General features: G+C 40.7%; 13 protein-coding genes. 6 read left to right on the top strand and 7 right to left on the bottom strand.

What is annotated here, in order from left to right:
- Positions 1–176: 176 nt before the first annotated feature.
- From nosD to QWZ08_RS12695, 4 genes are all read right to left on the bottom strand, one after another.
- Positions 177–1,406: a nitrous oxide reductase family maturation protein NosD gene (gene nosD / locus QWZ08_RS12710; RefSeq protein WP_290337797.1), complete on the bottom strand. Its 1,230-nt coding sequence runs from the start codon at positions 1,404–1,406 to the stop codon at positions 177–179.
- A complete protein-coding gene (locus tag QWZ08_RS12705) occupies positions 1,406–2,425 on the bottom strand; it encodes a nitrous oxide reductase accessory protein NosL (protein WP_290337796.1) in 1,020 nt (339 codons plus the stop codon). The genes nosD and QWZ08_RS12705 overlap by 1 nt, the downstream gene beginning before the upstream one ends.
- Before the next feature lie 86 nt (positions 2,426–2,511).
- Positions 2,512–4,512, bottom strand: coding sequence for a Sec-dependent nitrous-oxide reductase (gene nosZ / locus QWZ08_RS12700; protein ID WP_290337795.1), 2,001 nt, complete (start codon positions 4,510–4,512; stop codon positions 2,512–2,514).
- Between the two features lie 64 nt (positions 4,513–4,576).
- A complete protein-coding gene (locus QWZ08_RS12695) occupies positions 4,577–5,065 on the bottom strand; it encodes a c-type cytochrome (RefSeq protein WP_290337794.1) in 489 nt (162 codons plus the stop codon).
- A 307-nt stretch (positions 5,066–5,372) separates the two neighbouring features.
- On the opposite strand from QWZ08_RS12695, the gene QWZ08_RS12690 reads away from it, so the two are divergent.
- The 5 genes from QWZ08_RS12690 (at position 5,373) to QWZ08_RS12670 (ending at position 10,837) form a co-directional block, all read left to right on the top strand.
- Positions 5,373–5,993: a Crp/Fnr family transcriptional regulator gene (locus QWZ08_RS12690; RefSeq protein WP_290337793.1), complete on the top strand. Its 621-nt coding sequence runs from the start codon at positions 5,373–5,375 to the stop codon at positions 5,991–5,993.
- A gap of 33 nt (positions 5,994–6,026) precedes the next feature.
- Positions 6,027–7,256, top strand: coding sequence for a hypothetical protein (locus QWZ08_RS12685; protein ID WP_290337792.1), 1,230 nt, complete (start codon positions 6,027–6,029; stop codon positions 7,254–7,256).
- 314 nt (positions 7,257–7,570) lie between these two features.
- Complete coding sequence (locus tag QWZ08_RS12680) at positions 7,571–8,548, top strand: DUF8428 domain-containing protein (protein WP_290337791.1); 978 nt, start codon at positions 7,571–7,573, stop codon at positions 8,546–8,548.
- A 280-nt stretch (positions 8,549–8,828) separates the two neighbouring features.
- Entirely contained in the window at positions 8,829–9,944 is a 1,116-nt protein-coding gene (locus tag QWZ08_RS12675; protein WP_290337790.1) for an acyltransferase family protein, read from the top strand.
- A gap of 311 nt (positions 9,945–10,255) precedes the next feature.
- The gene (locus QWZ08_RS12670) at positions 10,256–10,837 is read left to right on the top strand and encodes a nitroreductase family protein (RefSeq protein WP_290337789.1); all 582 of its coding nucleotides are present in this window, start codon (positions 10,256–10,258) and stop codon (positions 10,835–10,837) included.
- Between the two features lie 56 nt (positions 10,838–10,893).
- On the opposite strand, the gene QWZ08_RS12665 is transcribed toward QWZ08_RS12670, so the two are convergent.
- Positions 10,894–11,730 carry a DUF2911 domain-containing protein gene (locus QWZ08_RS12665; RefSeq protein WP_290337788.1) on the bottom strand — a complete coding sequence of 279 codons (837 nt, stop codon included), beginning with the start codon at positions 11,728–11,730 and terminating at the stop codon, positions 10,894–10,896.
- 281 nt (positions 11,731–12,011) lie between these two features.
- On the opposite strand from QWZ08_RS12665, the gene QWZ08_RS12660 reads away from it, so the two are divergent.
- Entirely contained in the window at positions 12,012–12,773 is a 762-nt protein-coding gene (locus tag QWZ08_RS12660) for an alpha/beta fold hydrolase (RefSeq protein ID WP_290337787.1), read from the top strand.
- 213 nt (positions 12,774–12,986) lie between these two features.
- On the opposite strand, the gene QWZ08_RS12655 is transcribed toward QWZ08_RS12660, so the two are convergent.
- A complete protein-coding gene (locus QWZ08_RS12655; RefSeq protein WP_290337786.1) occupies positions 12,987–14,963 on the bottom strand; it encodes a S9 family peptidase in 1,977 nt (658 codons plus the stop codon).
- Positions 14,964–15,140: 177 nt separating this feature from the next.
- Positions 15,141–16,580, bottom strand: coding sequence for a RagB/SusD family nutrient uptake outer membrane protein (locus tag QWZ08_RS12650; RefSeq protein ID WP_290337785.1), 1,440 nt, complete (start codon positions 16,578–16,580; stop codon positions 15,141–15,143).
- Between the last annotated feature and the right edge of the window lie 9 nt (positions 16,581–16,589).

The following is a 16,589-nucleotide window of genomic DNA, read 5'->3' as shown; positions in this document are numbered from 1 at the left end:
TGCTATTAAACTTCATTGGCGTCGCACTCTTGTACTTTTTAATCTTTATTGAGCGACGTTTGTGAGTGGTGAGTAGTGAGCGTTGAGTAGTTGATGGGCTCTTTACTCACTATTGACCACTTACTACTCACCATTGACTATTGCCGATTGACGATTCACCACTCACCATTCACAACCTAAAACGCTTTCTTCATCAAAGGAGCAGTGTCCTTTAAATTTTCCGGCGTCAGGCTTGGTAAAATCTTTTCCGTTTTATCCAGCAGTGACGTGATAAAACTTCTGAACAAAATCATGGCCGGCGGATATTTTTCAACAATCATTGAGTACATGCTTACGGGCCGGTAAGGTACGTCACCAATCTTGTCTTTGTTCAAATCATAGCCTTCATATTTATCCCAGTAATTGTTATTGAATTTATTCAACACCAGCGAGCCGTTGGTGCCCACATCAAAAGTATTACCGGTAAAATTGTTTTTTTCCAGCACCACATCCACACAACTTGCCTGGATTTTTAACGCCCAGCCGTTGTTTTCAAAACTGTTATAAGTCATGTAAATACGGTTGGCGCCTTCCATAAAAATGGCACTTGTATTTCTGTTAAAATGGTTGCCCTGCATATAACCGTCGGATATCTCTTTCAACAAAATACCATGTGATGCATCGCCCCAATTTTCTTCAAAATAGTTGCTGAACATTTTAATGCGGTTGCTGAACATCACCGATACGCCGGAACCGTTGTTGGCAAATACATTGCTCACATAAGTGTCGTCGTTACTGAACATAAAGTGTAAACCATAGCGCATATTGTTGGTTGAAACATTGCGCCAGATGATGGAATTTTTTACAAACTCAAAATAGATGCCGTCCCGGTGACCGGTTACTTTATTGTTGATAATGCGCATGCTGTCGCACTTCCAGCAATGGATGCCGTTGGCACTTTGTTGCTCTTCTTTGTTGTTGGCAGTAAGCTGGTTATTTTCAATGCTACAATTAAAACCATTCTGAATATAAATGCCGAAAAAAGTGTCTTCCAGTATGTTGTTACGGATAGCTATATTCCTGCTGTCGTATACTTTTATACCACTGATATCTTCCAGGCTTGAAACCCCTGAATGTATTATTTTGAAGCCATCCACGACGACCCCGTCTGCCTTGATGGAAATAAGTTCATATTTTTTTTCACCATTCAGTACCGGGTAATTGATTCCTTTTAAGACAATAGTTGTCCTGATCACCAGGTTATGCTCTTTATAATTTCCTGCTGCTACCAAAACGGTATCTCCGGTAACTGCGGCGTTTATAGCCGATGCGATTGTTGTATATTTTTCGTTCGCACCAGCCTTAATGGTTTTTGATGAAGCAGGCGCACAAACCACCACAAATAATATGAGCAGGTATAATTTCATTATTGCATTTCCTCACGGGATATTTTAACGCCATTAAATTGTGGTAATACTTTATTCAAATTTTCTTCTGTATCAAAGGAAGCTACATTGCCATTCATAGGACTTTTTAAATCGGGACTTTTAAAAAAGTATGCTTTTGAGGCATTGATCAGCTGGTGTGGTTCAGCAAAGTTGGCGTAATAAATGCCTGCAATATCCATCTTCGCAACTGTGTTGGCTTTCAAAAAAGAAAGGATACAATGTGGATCATCAAATGTATAGATCTTACTTTTTTTAGTAATTATTTCTGCGCCAAAACGATTGTCGCTAATGGGCATTTTACAAAATGCGCAATTATCTTTACCAATGCGAAGCGCCTGTGGCTGTGTACTGCAGCTGCTTAAGCTTACAGAAAGCAGTGTCAGCAGAACCATCATGGAAGGAGCTAGTTGTACAGCAGATTTGGGATGCCATTTCCATTCATATACTACCAGGCCCAGGAGGATAACGCCGACTGCGACAAATATCCAGCCGCCAACATCGGGCATTGAGTAAGCTCCAAAATTTAATAATTGTTTAAAGCCAATCAGCGGAGGCTGGTAAGCCATGCCCGGTACAATAATGGCTGCATCTGGATTTAAATTATGCCCGTAATCGTATTCCCAGCGCCAGAAATCAACCATCGCAACAATCCCAAAAAGAACAAATAATATTGCTGATAAATTCAGCCATTTCTTTTTGGCGATGACGGCGGTAGCTATAAAAAGCAACGCGTAAAATATGATGAGGCCAGGTAAAATTTTAAATTCTGCAAAGTCATTTGCATGTAAAGTTTTCATGCCGATGTAATGATTCAAGCCGTTGATGATATCAACATTGCCACCTAATTTGTTTGCATAAATAAACATCATTAAACCTTCAGGATATTGTGGCGCTGCTAATTCTATGCGCCACATCGGCACAAATAAAACGATTAATAAACCAAGACCGCATACAGCAAGTAGTATCCTTGTGATGCCTGAAACCCTGTTATTTTTCATATCAAAAAATTGAAATAAAGAAAGAAGTAATTTAAAAGTTTACACCTTTTTACCAGTGTAAACTTTTAAACAACTCGTCTCCAATATTATTTAGTGCCAGCGGCAGTACTGTCGGCTTTAGGCTGATTGGTTCCTGTGCTGAATGTTAATGGAACTGTGCTTCCGGCAGGAGATACCCTTGCATAACCTGACATTTCCTGGTGCAATGCACTACAGAAATCGGTGCAATAGAAAGGGAATATGCCTACTCTGTCCGGTGTCCATTTTAAAGTGGCAGTTTCGCCTGGCATAATCAGCAATTCTCCCGTGGTGGCGCCTTTTATGGCAAAGCCATGCGGCACATCCCAATCCTGTTCAATGTTAGTTACATGAAAATATACATCATCGCCCATCCTTATACCTTCAATATTATCCGGTGTAAGGTGCGAACGGATAGCGGTCATATAAACATCAACTTTATTTCCGGTTCTTATAACTTTAGTTGTTCCTTCACCTTTGCTTACAAATGCGTTTGCATTGTCTTCAATCTTAAAGAATTTAACAGAACGGTCGCGGATAACACTTGCTGCGACAGCTTGTGCATAGTGCGGTTCACCAATGGTTGGGAAGTCTAAAATCAATTGCATTTTATCACCACTGATATCATACAGTTGTGCGCTCTGAGCCAGTTCCGGACCTGTTGGCAGGTAACGGTCTTTGGTGATTTTATTATAAGCAATTACATATTTTGCATTCGGTGTTTTTGTATCACCACCAGGTATGCATAAGTGACCAACAGAATAGTAAGTAGGAGCCCTGTCCAGTACTTTCAAATCTTTAATATTCCATTTTACAATTTCAGAACTTACAAAGAAAGATGTAATGGCATTGCCTTTTCCGTCAAACTCTGTGTGTAAAGGGCCAAGACCAGGTTTCTTTACTTCACCATACAAAGCGGCTTCGTATTTAATAACAGGTATGCCATCATAATCGCCTTCGTATGCTTTATCAGCAATGGCTTTTTGAATTTTATCAAAACTAAAAACGGGAATTAAAGCAGCCAGTTTACCACTGCCTACGATGTATTCGCCAGTCGGGTCAACATCGCAACCATGCGGCGATTTAGGGCAGGGGATAAAGTAACAAATGTCTTTCAGTTCTTTTGTATCCAGTACGGTTACTTCGGTTCTTATTTCAGAAGTTGCCGTATGTGTTTTTTCGTTGTACACGTTGTGCGCATATTTAACTGCCTGTTTTTTTCCTTTGCCGGCTTTTAAATATTCTTCCGCTTTTTTCCAGTTAACAGCCATGATAAAATCCTTATCACGCTTGGATGCATTTACTTCCAGCAGGGTGTTTGCCTGCTCTGTGTTGTAGCAACTAAAGAAGAACCAGCCGTGAGATTTTCCTTTACCAGCATGGCTCAAATCAAAGTTTACACCAGGGCATTGTAATTGAAAAGCGATGTCCATTTTACCGTCTTCTTTGCCAACACTAATGAAACTGATGGTGCCTTTAAAATTTTGTTTATAAGTGTTGATAGGAACGTCTCCATTTTTATCATCCGGTGGTACGCTAAACCTGGTGCCTGCTACTACATACTCTGTATTTTCTGTAATAAAAGGCGAGGAGTGGTTGCCGCCGCTGTTGGGTAATTCGATGATTTCAGCCGTGTGAAAAGTAGAGAGATCAACCCTTGCAACACGGGGTGTATTGTTGGCGTTGGCAAAAATCCAGCGGCCATCAATGTTGCCATCCGTTTGAGAAAGATCAAGGTGATGCTGGTCATCCCATGGAATAAAACCGTGTGAGGTGTTTAGCATAGGCTTTGTTTCTTCTGAATAGCCATAGCCATTTTCAGGATTTACGGAAAAGATCGGCACAACTTTCAACAGCCTTCCGCTTGGTATGCCATACACGCTCATTTGTCCGCTAAAGCCGCCTGAAACAAAATTGTAGAACTCATCATATTTGCCTGGTGCAACATATACTTTGGCGGCGGCATCGCCACTTACAGCCGAGCCGGCACTTTTCGGCTTGCAGGATTGCATCCCCAAAATTAATGCAAGTGCAGCCACAGCAAATGCATATTGTTTCATTGATTTCATTATTGTAGAATTTAAATTGTTTGATAGTTTAGGCATTGGATAAAAACGGGACATTGTAGGTAGATTATTTTACGCCGTCATTTTTACGCATGAATTCCAGCAGGTTTCTTGCATCATCATCTGTAAGGTTTTGATTGGGCATACGCACCAGGCATATTTCTAACTGCGCCTGTGCTTTGGGATCTTTGTTAATCATTGCATCCGTATTGGTAATAAAGTTCATGATCCACTCAGGTGCATGTCTTGAAGTAACACCAGACCAGCCAGGGCCAACCAGTTTTTCATCAGTTAGTTTATGGCAGGCGCCACATTTTACATCATATACTTTTTTGCCGCCGTCTGCTTTGGCTGCATCAAGCGTTGCTGCCAGTTCTACTTTTGTAAATTTGCCTTCACCCCTGTGCGGATCGTAAGAAGGATTTGCGTCTGTTGTTGCCGCGTCGGTTGTGGCTGCTTTACTGCCTGCATCTGCAATGCTGTTATCCGTACTTTTATTTTGTCCGCAGGAAGCTATTAAGGCAACTGCCAGGCTAAGTACAATCAGTTTTTTCATGTTGATTTATTTTTGAAATTGAAATTTGATTGCACAAGATTACCACCGGATAAAATGTGTTTTTATGCGTGAAGTCATATTCGAAAAATAGCTCATCGTGCAGCATACAAAATCCAACTTTCAAGCACCCGGCAGAATCCAGTACTGTGGCGGAAAAGGAGTGATTTATATAATATGAAAATCCCTGAAAGAGTTCAAAAATGACCTTTAAATATGATTAAGATCATGTAATTATCCGATTATCATCAGCTCTTCAACTTTCTGTACTGGCTATTTTTGGCCATACTTTTACCAGTAACCTTTTATCATGATTGACATCGACCTATTGCTCGCCTGGGGTGCCGCTTATAAGAAAGTTAGCACCGGAGAAATTATTTTTAAAGAAGGACAACCCTGTTCTTTTTATTACCAGCTCGTAACGGGAAAAGTAAAATGGGTGAACATTGATGATGAGGGAAAAAATTGTATTCACGCAATAGTTGAGCCAGGCGAATCTTTTGGTGAGTTCCCTTTATTTGATGACGGACCGTTTGCAGCTACTGCTGTAGCCGACGAAGATAGCCTGATCATCCGGTTGCATAAGCCAATCTTCCTGCAATTGATGCAGGATAATCCTGCCATTCATTTCGCTTTTACACAAATGCTTTCGAAAAGACTGCGGTATAAATTTGCGGTTATAAAATCTTTTGCGGCACATTGCCCGGAAGAAATGATCGCTACTTTACTAAACCAGTTAAAATCAGAAAAGAAAAATTTTTGCGGCGACTGCAACCAGTTAAATTTAACCCGTCAGCAAATTGCAGACATGACCGGGCTTAGAGTTGAGACCGTCATCCGCACCATGCGTACCATGCATGAAAAAGGCGACCTGGTGATCAGTCGCGGTAAAGTGTATTGCAAGGATATGATTCAACGCATAACCGCATAAAATTTGTTGCGGTTATTTTGCCAAAAAGTTTTCATGAATCATTTTTTGCGCAGGTGGCTTTCCGTTTCCTTTTTTAATTTATTGCTCGTTGCTACGCTTGGCGTAATTCTCCGGTATAAGATCGCGTTTTATCTTCCCTTTGTTCAGCAAAAATTTTTACTGCACAGCCATTCGCATTTCGCTTTTTCAGGATGGATAACACAAACCCTGATGGTGTTGCTGGTGCATTACCTCGCAGTAAAAAATGGTGAGGCCATGTTAAAAAGATACCGCTGGTTATTGTATGCCAATTGCATCACCGCTTACGGCATGCTGATCAGTTTTATTTTCCAGGGCTATGCATTTTTCTCTATCACCTTTTCAACGCTGTCTATATTTGTGTCGTATTTTTTTGCGGTATATTACTTTAAAGATCTTGCTAAACTAAAAGAAAAAAATGTCAGCCATTACTGGTTTAAGGCGGCGCTTATTTTTAGCGTGTTATCTTCTGCAGGCGCCTTTAGCCTCGCTTACATGATGGCCACTAAAATGATGGTGCAGAATTTATACCTGGCTGCCATCTATTTCTTTTTACATTTTCAATACAATGGCTGGTTCTTTTTTGCAGGCATGGGTTTGCTCTTCACAAAGTTGGAGCAAGTGCCGGCAATAGCTGGTCAGTTGAAAAAAGTGTTTTGGTTATTTTGCCTCGCTTGCCCCCCTGCCTATTTTTTATCAGCTTTATGGCTTCCTTTTCCTTTTGTAGTGTATTGTATTATTGTTATAGCGGTAGCAGCACAATTAATAGGATGGGGGATTATGATAAAAGTACTATTACAACAGAAGGCATTCATTCAAACACATTTTTCTAAGCACGGGAGAACTTTATTATTACTGTCAGCCATCGCCTTTTCAATCAAATTGGTATTGCAAACAGGTTCGGTTCACCCCGCGTTAAGTCAACTCTCATATGGTTTCCGGCCGATTATTATTGGTTATCTGCACCTTGTTTTATTGGGTGTCACCAGCATTTTTATCATCGGTTATATCATCTCTTTCGAGCTGATACCTTTCACAAAAAAAATATTTACAGGCATTTTTATTTTTGTTGCGGGCATAATTATCAATGAAATATTATTGATGGTACAGGGAGTTGCAGCCCTTGGCTATACACCTGTTGATGGTATTAATATTATGTTGTTAATGGCGGCACTGGTCCTGTGCACTGGTGTGGCAATCCTATTTTTAGGTTTAATAAAAAAAGATGCATCGCTGCGTCTTTAATACGGCCAGTCAAAAAGATTTTTATTTTTAATAAAAGGATTTTTTCTAATCAGACAGCGCCTGCTGTTTAATTTTTTCGTGTTTTACTTTTACAGAATTTCGCCAGCAAAATCTTTTTTAAAAATTTATTTAGCCCCATTTTACAGCTGTTTTACAAGAAAATATACTGTTTACTAATACAATTTTTTTTCAATAAAAAAAATTGGCATGATAATGGTTTTATGTCGGTCAAACATCAAAAAATTGCTTGAAAATTAATTCTTTCCTGCTTTCAGATGTTGCTGATAACTATTTATAACTTAAAACTTAATATCATGAGCGATTCAAATTTTCCAGCGGCCACTACAACAAGTTCGGCTCCGCGTTCGAATTACAAAAACGGCATTATCGCTGCTTTAGCAGTTGCTTTAGTTGGCGTCGGCGGTTATGCAATAGTAGATAAAAACAAAACAGGTGAAGTGATTCACCAGCAGGAAACTACCATTGCTAAAGTTTCAGATGAAAAAAGCGATATCCAGAAAAGCTTTGACGGATCACTGGCTCGTCTTGATTCATTGGGTACCGTTAATACTTCATTAGAAAGTAAATTAAAAGATAAAACCAGCGAGATCGCAAAGACAAAAAACCAGATCCGCAGTATTTTAAATAAAAAGAATGCTACTGCTGCTGAATTGGCAAAGGCTAAAACCTTGATTGCTGATTTAAATGGCAAAATCACAGGCATGCAGGAAGAGATTGCTAAGTTAACCCAGGAGAATCAATCTTTGACAGCTGATAAAGTTGCTTTAACAGCCGACAAAGAAAAATTGACTACTGACTTAAATACTACTACTGTAATTAAGCAGGACCTTGAAAAGAAAGTGGATGTAGCTTCTACGCTAAACGCTTCCAACATTGCTATTACAGCGATTAATGTTAAGAAGAATGGTAAAGAAAAAATCACTACTACCGCAAAGCGTGTTGACAAACTGGTTATTTCTTTCGACGTAAACAATCGCATTATTCAGTCAGGAATGACAGATGTTTATGTAGTTGTAATCGGACCTGATGGAAAACCAATTTCTGCAGAAAAATTAGGTTCAGGTACTTTCACAACACGTGAAGATGGCGATAAAGCTTTCACCGCTAAATTACCTGTTGATTTGGAAACATCAAAAAAGAAGAATGTAGAATTTGCTTTTGCTCCGGGACAAAGTTTCCAGAAAGGAAGCTATACTATCCAGATTTATCAGAACGGATTTAAGATTGGCGAAGGAACGCGTGAATTGAAAAAAGGCGGCCTGTTTAGTTAATCATTTATTATATAGTACGATTGCATTATCCTTTAAAATGCTATTAGCAACCTGTTCGCAGGTTGCTATTTTTTTTGCCATTACCCGACGTTGCGGTTACTTTTCGTTTTACAGTTTTGAAATTTTTGATTTGCAAGTCAGCATTGTGTTTGCTCTCTATCCTGATAGCAATTAATAATTAAATAAATAGCTTAACTGATATAGGTTTACTATGCATTAAGAAAAATACGATTGTTGTTTCAATAAATATTTCAATACTTTTAAAAAAAATAGACGGCTTATGGCATCACAAAGATTTACTGCACTGGATGTGTTTCGTGGTATGACGATTTGTTTTATGATTATTGTTAATACGCCTGGTAATGGCCTCACTACTTACTCTGAATTGGAACACGCCCATTGGAATGGCTTCACGCCCACTGATCTTGTCTTCCCGTCTTTTTTATTTGCAGTTGGAAACGCCTTAAGCTTTGTTATGCCACGCTGGGATAATTTACCTGCCGGTGCAGTGGTATGGAAGATCTTAAAAAGAACATTGATAATTTTTTTACTTGGTTACCTGATGTATTGGTTTCCTTTTGTAAAACAAGTTTCCGGCCATTGGGAGATGGCGCCTTTTAGCCATACAAGAGTGTTCGGTGTATTGCAACGCATTGCCCTGTGCTATGGTATTGCAGCCTTGCTTTTGTATTTCTTAAAACCTAAATTAACCATGCTGGTTGCGGTGGCACTGCTTTTAATGTATTGGTTTATTTTGTTGTTGTATGGCCAGGGAGACCCTTTCAGTATGGAAGGAAATGCGGGCATTTTGCTGGATAAATGGTTGCTGGGCAATGATCATTTATACCATGGAGAAGGCGTTGCTTTTGATCCTGAAGGCTTGCTGGGAACTATGTCTGCCGTTGGTAATGTAATAGGTGGTTTTGCCGTAGGAAGTTTTATTCAGCGTAAAGGAAAGACCTACGAGATGCTTGCGCAGTTGCTTTTGGCAGGTGCCAGCCTGATGGCGTTGGCCTGGGCCTGGAATCACTTTTTCCCGGTTAATAAAAAATTATGGACAGGCTCTTTTGTGCTGTTAACCGTAGGGCTCGATTGTATTATTATTTCTGCTGTCATTTATATTATCGACTTTTTGCACAAAACCAGGTGGACTTATTTTTTCGAAGTGTTCGGCCGTAATCCTTTATTTATTTATTTGCTGAGCGAACTGGGAGTAACGCTGCTGTATGTATTCACGGTGCAACCAAAAGTATCTGTCTACAAATGGATATACGAAACGATTTATGTACATGCCGGAGATTACTTTGGTTCTTTACTGTTTGCCATCAGTGTGATGCTCGTATGCTGGCTGGTAGGTTATTTCCTTGATAAGAAGAAGATATATGTAAGGGTGTAAATAAACCGCTATTGTTATTTTATATATTATTTTATTGTTGACCTGCTTTATGCGGGTCACTTTTTTTATACTATGATTTATCAATTACAATAATTAAAAATTACCTATGTCGCCAAAGATTAGATAACAAATGCTAAAAAGCCAGCAGTGCTCCAATTGCAGTGCGGCATTTTCATCGATAGACAAATACGGCCAAAATGGTGCACCAGTGCGGTGTGGCTCGTTGCCTGAAATAGTGTTCAGTAAATAAAATCTTAAACGTTAAATCAATTGGCTCGCATTGATGTTACTTTGCAGTTTAACTCCAGTGTATGAACAACGATTTTTCTACTTTGTCGGCCATTATAAAAAACCGGCGCAGCATAAAACCAGTCATGTTTAATGGCAATAAAATTCCTGATGAGCAAATTGAACAACTGCTTGAACTGGCAGACTGGGCGCCTACCCACACGTTTTCTGAGCCATGGCGTTTTGTTGTGTATTCAGGTAAAAAAGTAAATGATTTTAGCAGGCAGCATGCGCTGCTTTATCAGCAGTTTACACTGGCAGAAAAGTTTATGCAGGGAAAGTTTGATAGCATCATTGCCAATGGTGAAAAATCATCGCATTTAATTGTTTGCATAATGAAACGGAGCAATGAAAAAATACCTGCAATGGAAGAACTGGCTGCCGTTTCCTGTGCTGTACAAAATATATTATTGGGAGCACAAGCTTTGGATATAGCTACACTATGGAGTACCGGTGGTATGATATTGCACCCTGCTATGAAGAACTATTTTCAACTGAATGAGCAGGATCATATCCTTGGCATTCTTTTTCTTGGTAAAACAAATGAGCATAACGAGGGACACAGAAAAATAGCTCTGAGTGAGAAGGTTGTTTGGCAGAAATAGCACAAAAAAAAGGGATACCAAAAAGTTTCGTATCCCTTTTTTTACCGGTTCCTGGTTTATTTTAACTCATTCTGCAGCTTCATATTAAGCGCTACATAATCATCATTTTTTGCTGCTTGCGCCAATTCAATTGATTTTTTTGATACCGCTAAAGCTTCCTGCTTTTTCCCGAGCTTCGCCAGCACACGGGCTTTCTGGTAAAACATATAAAATGCATCGGGGTTTTGCGCAGTTGCTTTTTCAAGCCAAGCCAGTGCCTGGTTAAGATCTTTACCGTTGTCCATGTAATACATGGCGGCCGCAAAATAAGGGCGGTTATCTTTTTCCATCAACTCTTTAATCTGCGCAGTAACTTTAGTATCCACATCGGTGGTTATTGGTACAGCTACTACAATATCATCCCAAATAATCTGCAAATTGCAACTGTTGGCAGTTACATCTCCAAACAAAATCGAAAATGTTTCTACCGGAAAGCCAAGGTTAACAGGCTTTGCTGTTACACGCACAACATCCTGGTCCTGCTTGTAAGCGGCGGGACTGGTAACATCAGTTTGTTTAGTAATAATTACGGTCCATTCGCCTGCATTTGGGATGGTTAATAAACCATATTTACCGGCAGGGATTTTTTTTCCGCCAATAGTTACGTCATCGCCAAAAGTAAGGGTGGTTGCACTGTTGGCACCTGTACGCCATACTTTTCCATAAGGAACAAGGTCACCAAAAATCTTGCGTCCTTTCATTCCCGGTCTTGAATAAGATAACTCAATTTTGGACAGGCCGAAGTTTTGCTTCACCTCCTGGGTTGTTGAAGGCTGTGGCGTGTTTAATTGCTGGGCGAAAGAACAAAAAGCAAATGCACAGAGCGTCATTACGAGGCTTAATTTTTTTATCATGGCAGTTTTTTTATTGCAAATATAAGCGGTTGAAACATGTAAAATCAACCTAATAAAAATACTCATTGCGGCCAGGTACCATGAGCGGTTGCCATTTTAGTTTTATTGGAGGTAGCGGAATATTTATTTATCCGATAAGCTGCGCCCCCGCCAAATTACTGCAACAGCAATGGGCATAATTTAAAAGTAAGTAACATAAAAAATGTACATTGGGGATTGTTTTTGAATTGCCTGCAAACACGTAAAAATTGCAGGTATCTATTTAACTTAAATTACTTTACATGAAACGCTGCCTGTATTTATTATTATCCATGATGGCAACAAGTTTTTGCCTTAGTGGCAATGCGCAATCACCTGCGAAACCAATTTATGTGATTGTACATGGTGCATGGGGTGGTAGCTGGGCGTTTAAAAAAGTAGATTCATTGCTTACCGAAAAAGGTGCCGTCGTGTATCGTCCGTCATTAACCGGGCAGGGAGAACGTGTGCATCTGGCTACTACCAGCGTAGGACTGGACACGCACATCAAAGACGTGGTAAATATGATTTTGTACGAAGACCTGCACGATGTGATATTGGTGGGCCATAGTTACGGCGGTATGGTGGTGACCGGTGTTGCAGACAGTTTGCCGGGCCGGATAAAAAAGTTGATTTACCTGGATGCCTTTGTGCCGGAGAACGGCGAAAGTGTGGAAAGCATACAGGGAAGTCGTGCTGAAGGAATCAGGAAAATGGTAGTGAACGGATTTATTGTGCCCCCATGGGTTGCTGCCGGTAAGATGCCGCCAAAAGATGTTCCGCATCCATATAAAACTTTTACAGATGCCATATCGCTTAACAATAAGGAACGTTTAAAAATTCCTACCACGTATATACTTACCGTTGAAAAAGGAAAGGAGGCCAAAGCTGATGATTTTGCATCGCAGGCTGAAAGAGCCTGGAAAAAAGGCTGGCCAATTTTGGTATTGGAAGCGGATCACAATGCACAATGGTCTGCACCGGAAGCATTGGTAGATATGCTCAGAAAAGTTGGCGGTGAATAATACATTTGATTAAGGTGATTATGGTAGACATGACGGATTGGGATTTTAAAAACTATCAGCCAGGAAAAATATATACAAACTGCAATTAGTCTGATGCTCCAGAGCAAGGAATATAAAAAAGGGATCTCATTCAACGTTGATTGAGATCCCTCTTTTATTGGTAGCAGTCTTATTTGAACCAGCAGGCAGCCGTTGGTTATTGCAACTGATTAACTAGTACTTCAGGTATTTATCATACCACTTAATCCATCTTTGCAACCTGTCTGCCTGGTAAGATGGAACAGTAATGCCGTGATACTGGCCCGGATAAATTACCAGTTGAGTTGGTATACCCAGTGTTTTTAACGCGGTGTACATTTGCTCTGCACCCTCAACCGGTACATTAAAATCATTTTGTGAAGCCATAAAAAGGGTAGGTGTTTTTATTTTACTGGCTTTGAAAAAAGGATAGGATAATTTAATCCACCTGTCCGGATGCTCCCATGGTCTACCTAATTCGTTGTTGTATTGGTTGATGTACTGATCTACGCCGTACATGCTCAGTTGCAAGGCGCTGCCAGCGCCGCTGGAGGCAGCTTTAAAACGATTGTCTGTGGCAATAACATAGTCTGTTAAAATTCCTCCATAGCTCCAGCCGCCAATGCCCATTCGCGCCGAATCTGCAATGCCTTTTGCTATCAAATAATTTGCTGCGCCGATAATGTCTTTTACTTCTTTGTTTCCCCAGTCTGCATAAATGGCCTTGCAGAAAGCTATGCCTCTTCCATTGCTGCCCCTGTAATTTACAGCTGCCACTGCATAGCCTGCACAGGCCAACACCTGGCGCTCTGCATCAAAATCAAATTCATCCTCGGCAACAGGACCTCCGTGAATAAATAAAATAAGCGGCAATTTTTGTTTAACAACATTAGGTGGCGTGTATAATATGCCTGATACTTTTGTTCCGTCTTTACTGATACTTTCAAAGCCTTCTACATTGGCCAGCGAAACATGCGTAAGAAAACTATCGGATTGATGTGTGAGTCTCTTATAGTCATTGTGCTGAACCAAATAAAGTTCGTAGGGAATCTGGGGTGTGCTTCCCAGTACAGCCCAGTTATTGTCATTCAGCGCTTCCATTTCAGTACAATTATACTGGCCGTTTCCCAGTGGTTTCATGCTGCCGTCTGTTATGGAAAATAATGCGGCATAAGCATTCCGGTTATCTGTAACAATAGCTGCAACTGATTTACTATCTTTTGACCAATGGGGGTTATTGACCGGTCTGTCTAACTTTGCTGATAGCCTGCGGGGGGTGCCTCCGTTGGCATCAACAACGCAAAGCAGGTTTTGACCATACATGGTAAAATCATCTTCGGCAGAGCTTTGCAAATATGCAATAGTAGTGCCGTCAGGGCTCCATACAGGCCTGTCATCGGAACCTTTCCAAGTGGTGATTTGCCTGGGTTCACTTCCGGGAACTGCTTTAATTGTCCAGATATCGGTATTGTCATTGTAATCAAAAGCTGCGGAACGATTGCTTACAAAAGCCAGTTGTGTTCCATCAGGGCTCCAGTCAATTCCTGTTTCATTGTAAATACCTTTTGTGAGGGTGTCCAATTTTTTGGTAGCAACATCAAACAAATAAATGTGGCTGCTGCTGCTATCCAGGTAACCTTCTATGTCCTGCTTAAAATGGTAGCGATCAATCACAAAAGGTTTGCGGTTTTTTGGTTTTGGTGTTGCAACGGTGTCAGCATCTTTTATTACCATAGCTATCTTGGCTCCATCAGGCCGCCATACATATTCCGTGAGTTTGCCTTTTACATCCAGCAACTTTTGGCCCTCGCCTCCGCGCCTGTCCAATAGCCAGATACTGCTGCTGTCGTCACTGATATTACGTGAAGACAGGAAGCTTAAATATTTACCATCCGGGCTCCACTGAGGAGCAAAATCGCCGTCTTCCCCGTTCGTCATCCGGAGGGTGGTTTTACCATCCACACTACTCACCCAAACATGCGAAATGGTTTTATCTTTTGCCGTATCCACTGTTGCTACAACGTATGCCAGCATCATGCCATCAGGCGATGCTTTACAATCTTTCAGTTGAGGTAAACGGTATAAATCGGTGGCTTTTAATAAAGGTGGCGTTGGTTGTGCATCGCTATACAATTGGGTAAAAAAGAAAAAAAGAAGAAAGAAATATTTCATACAAATTTTATTTTGATTTAATAAAATGAAGTGCTACAAAAATCCGCTTAAAAATAAAAACAGGTAAGGTGCAAAACAGCTTTTTGCCTGACCCACTATCCTGTAAAAAATTAATCAGCATTTGTATAATGCTGATTAATTCTGTTAAGCATATACATATTTTGCTCAACCAGCTTTTTAATAGCCTTCGTTCTGGGTAAGGTTAGGGTTCACTTTTAAATCATTAAATGGGATGGGAAATGCCCAGGACCTTGAAGAGGAAGCAATGCTGCAAACATTGGAAGTAGAGGCGCCTGCAGTGCCGCACTCGGTTCTGTCAATGGTACGGGTAGTCTTCTTAATATCAAACCATCGGTGGCCTTCTCCAAGCAGTTCAACACGACGCTGTAAAAGAATGGTATTTAACAGTGCCACCCCGGTTTCGTTGCCTGTTGCAACGCCGCGGTTTGCTCTCAACTCATTCAAATCATCCAGGGCCGTTGCAACACCTGTACGCTGCCTGGCTTCGGCACGTATCAACATCATTTCACCAGCTCTGAAAACTTTAAAGCTTTTAATACCTGCATATTTGCGCAAAAGCGTACGCGGAAAGTCACCAATGCCTGTTTGGTTAAAACGTATGAGTGCGGTATTGGAGTACACGCCACCCTGCCCGGTTATGATGTTTGACATGGCTGTAGAAACCCTGTAATTAGGATTGGCTCCATTGGTAGCGCCACCCGGTGTCATAGTTCCATCGGATGGAATGGCCCAGTAAACCTCGCTTGACGGAATGGGTTCACCGGCTGCCGAAAATACATCCACAAATCCGGCAGCATCGGTAAGTGGCCGAAGGTTCAATGCAATGGTGGCATCGGCGATGGCGGCGGTCCAGTCGGAGGCATAATAATCCACCCTGGCCTTCATAGCGTACACCACTGTACTGTCAATATAATTTCTTGAATCGTTACCCGGTGTATCACCTCCATCCCTGAAGGCAGCAAGAGCGTCATTTAAATCTGCATAAATTTTATCATAGTCTTCCTTCACTGAGTTGCGTGGAGGCAGATTTGCAAAAGGTTTTAATGCATCAAAAATTGTTACGTAAGCAACCCCGGGGCTGGCAGAAGTACGCTCATAGGTCGGTGCAAAATATCGCAATAGATCAAAGTGAGCATGCGCCCTTATTGCCAAAGCCTGGGCCTTGATTGTTTTTGCTTCTGCAGCATTGTCGCCTGTTTCGTACTTATCAATAACATTTAAAAGGTTATTTGCTCTTGAAATAATTTCATAAGCCTGGCTGTAAATACTTTGTATGGGTCCAAAATCTGCAGCATAACTCATTTCGGATTGTGTTCTCCAGTTGCCAAGGCTTTCAAGGGCTTCTATCATGTCGTCCCCCATTAAATCAGGCAAAGCACTCCATCCGCTTCCAGAACCAGAAGCAGAAGGATTATTATAATACGCTGAACTTTGAAAACCTGCATAACAACCCTTCAGGGCACTCTTTACATCATCAAAAGTTTTAAGGTCTGTTAAAGAGGTTTGCGGCGTTGTTTCCAGTTCTTTTTTACAGGAAGAAAGCAAAACCAAACCTGTAACCATTGTAATAACGGTAAGCTTAAATATGTTTTTCATGTTTGTTTA

This window comes from Ferruginibacter paludis (assembly GCF_030409685.1).
Lineage (GTDB): Bacteria > Bacteroidota > Bacteroidia > Chitinophagales > Chitinophagaceae > Ferruginibacter > Ferruginibacter paludis.
This window is presented reverse-complemented; position numbering and strand designations above follow the sequence as displayed.

Bases quoted from the DNA above. Each gene is read 5' to 3' on its own strand.
- nosD (WP_290337797.1), bottom strand. From the start codon at position 1,406: ATGAAATTATACCTGCTCATATTATTTGTGGTGGTTTGTGCGCCTGCT.
- QWZ08_RS12705 (WP_290337796.1), bottom strand. From the start codon at position 2,425: ATGAAAAATAACAGGGTTTCAGGCATCACAAGGATACTACTTGCTGTA.
- nosZ (WP_290337795.1), bottom strand. From the start codon at position 4,512: ATGAAATCAATGAAACAATATGCATTTGCTGTGGCTGCACTTGCATTA.
- QWZ08_RS12695 (WP_290337794.1), bottom strand. From the start codon at position 5,065: ATGAAAAAACTGATTGTACTTAGCCTGGCAGTTGCCTTAATAGCTTCC.
- QWZ08_RS12690 (WP_290337793.1), top strand. From the start codon at position 5,373: ATGATTGACATCGACCTATTGCTCGCCTGGGGTGCCGCTTATAAGAAA.
- QWZ08_RS12685 (WP_290337792.1), top strand. From the start codon at position 6,027: ATGAATCATTTTTTGCGCAGGTGGCTTTCCGTTTCCTTTTTTAATTTA.
- QWZ08_RS12680 (WP_290337791.1), top strand. From the start codon at position 7,571: ATGAGCGATTCAAATTTTCCAGCGGCCACTACAACAAGTTCGGCTCCG.
- QWZ08_RS12675 (WP_290337790.1), top strand. From the start codon at position 8,829: ATGGCATCACAAAGATTTACTGCACTGGATGTGTTTCGTGGTATGACG.
- QWZ08_RS12670 (WP_290337789.1), top strand. From the start codon at position 10,256: ATGAACAACGATTTTTCTACTTTGTCGGCCATTATAAAAAACCGGCGC.
- QWZ08_RS12665 (WP_290337788.1), bottom strand. From the start codon at position 11,730: ATGATAAAAAAATTAAGCCTCGTAATGACGCTCTGTGCATTTGCTTTT.
- QWZ08_RS12660 (WP_290337787.1), top strand. From the start codon at position 12,012: ATGAAACGCTGCCTGTATTTATTATTATCCATGATGGCAACAAGTTTT.
- QWZ08_RS12655 (WP_290337786.1), bottom strand. From the start codon at position 14,963: ATGAAATATTTCTTTCTTCTTTTTTTCTTTTTTACCCAATTGTATAGC.
- QWZ08_RS12650 (WP_290337785.1), bottom strand. From the start codon at position 16,580: ATGAAAAACATATTTAAGCTTACCGTTATTACAATGGTTACAGGTTTG.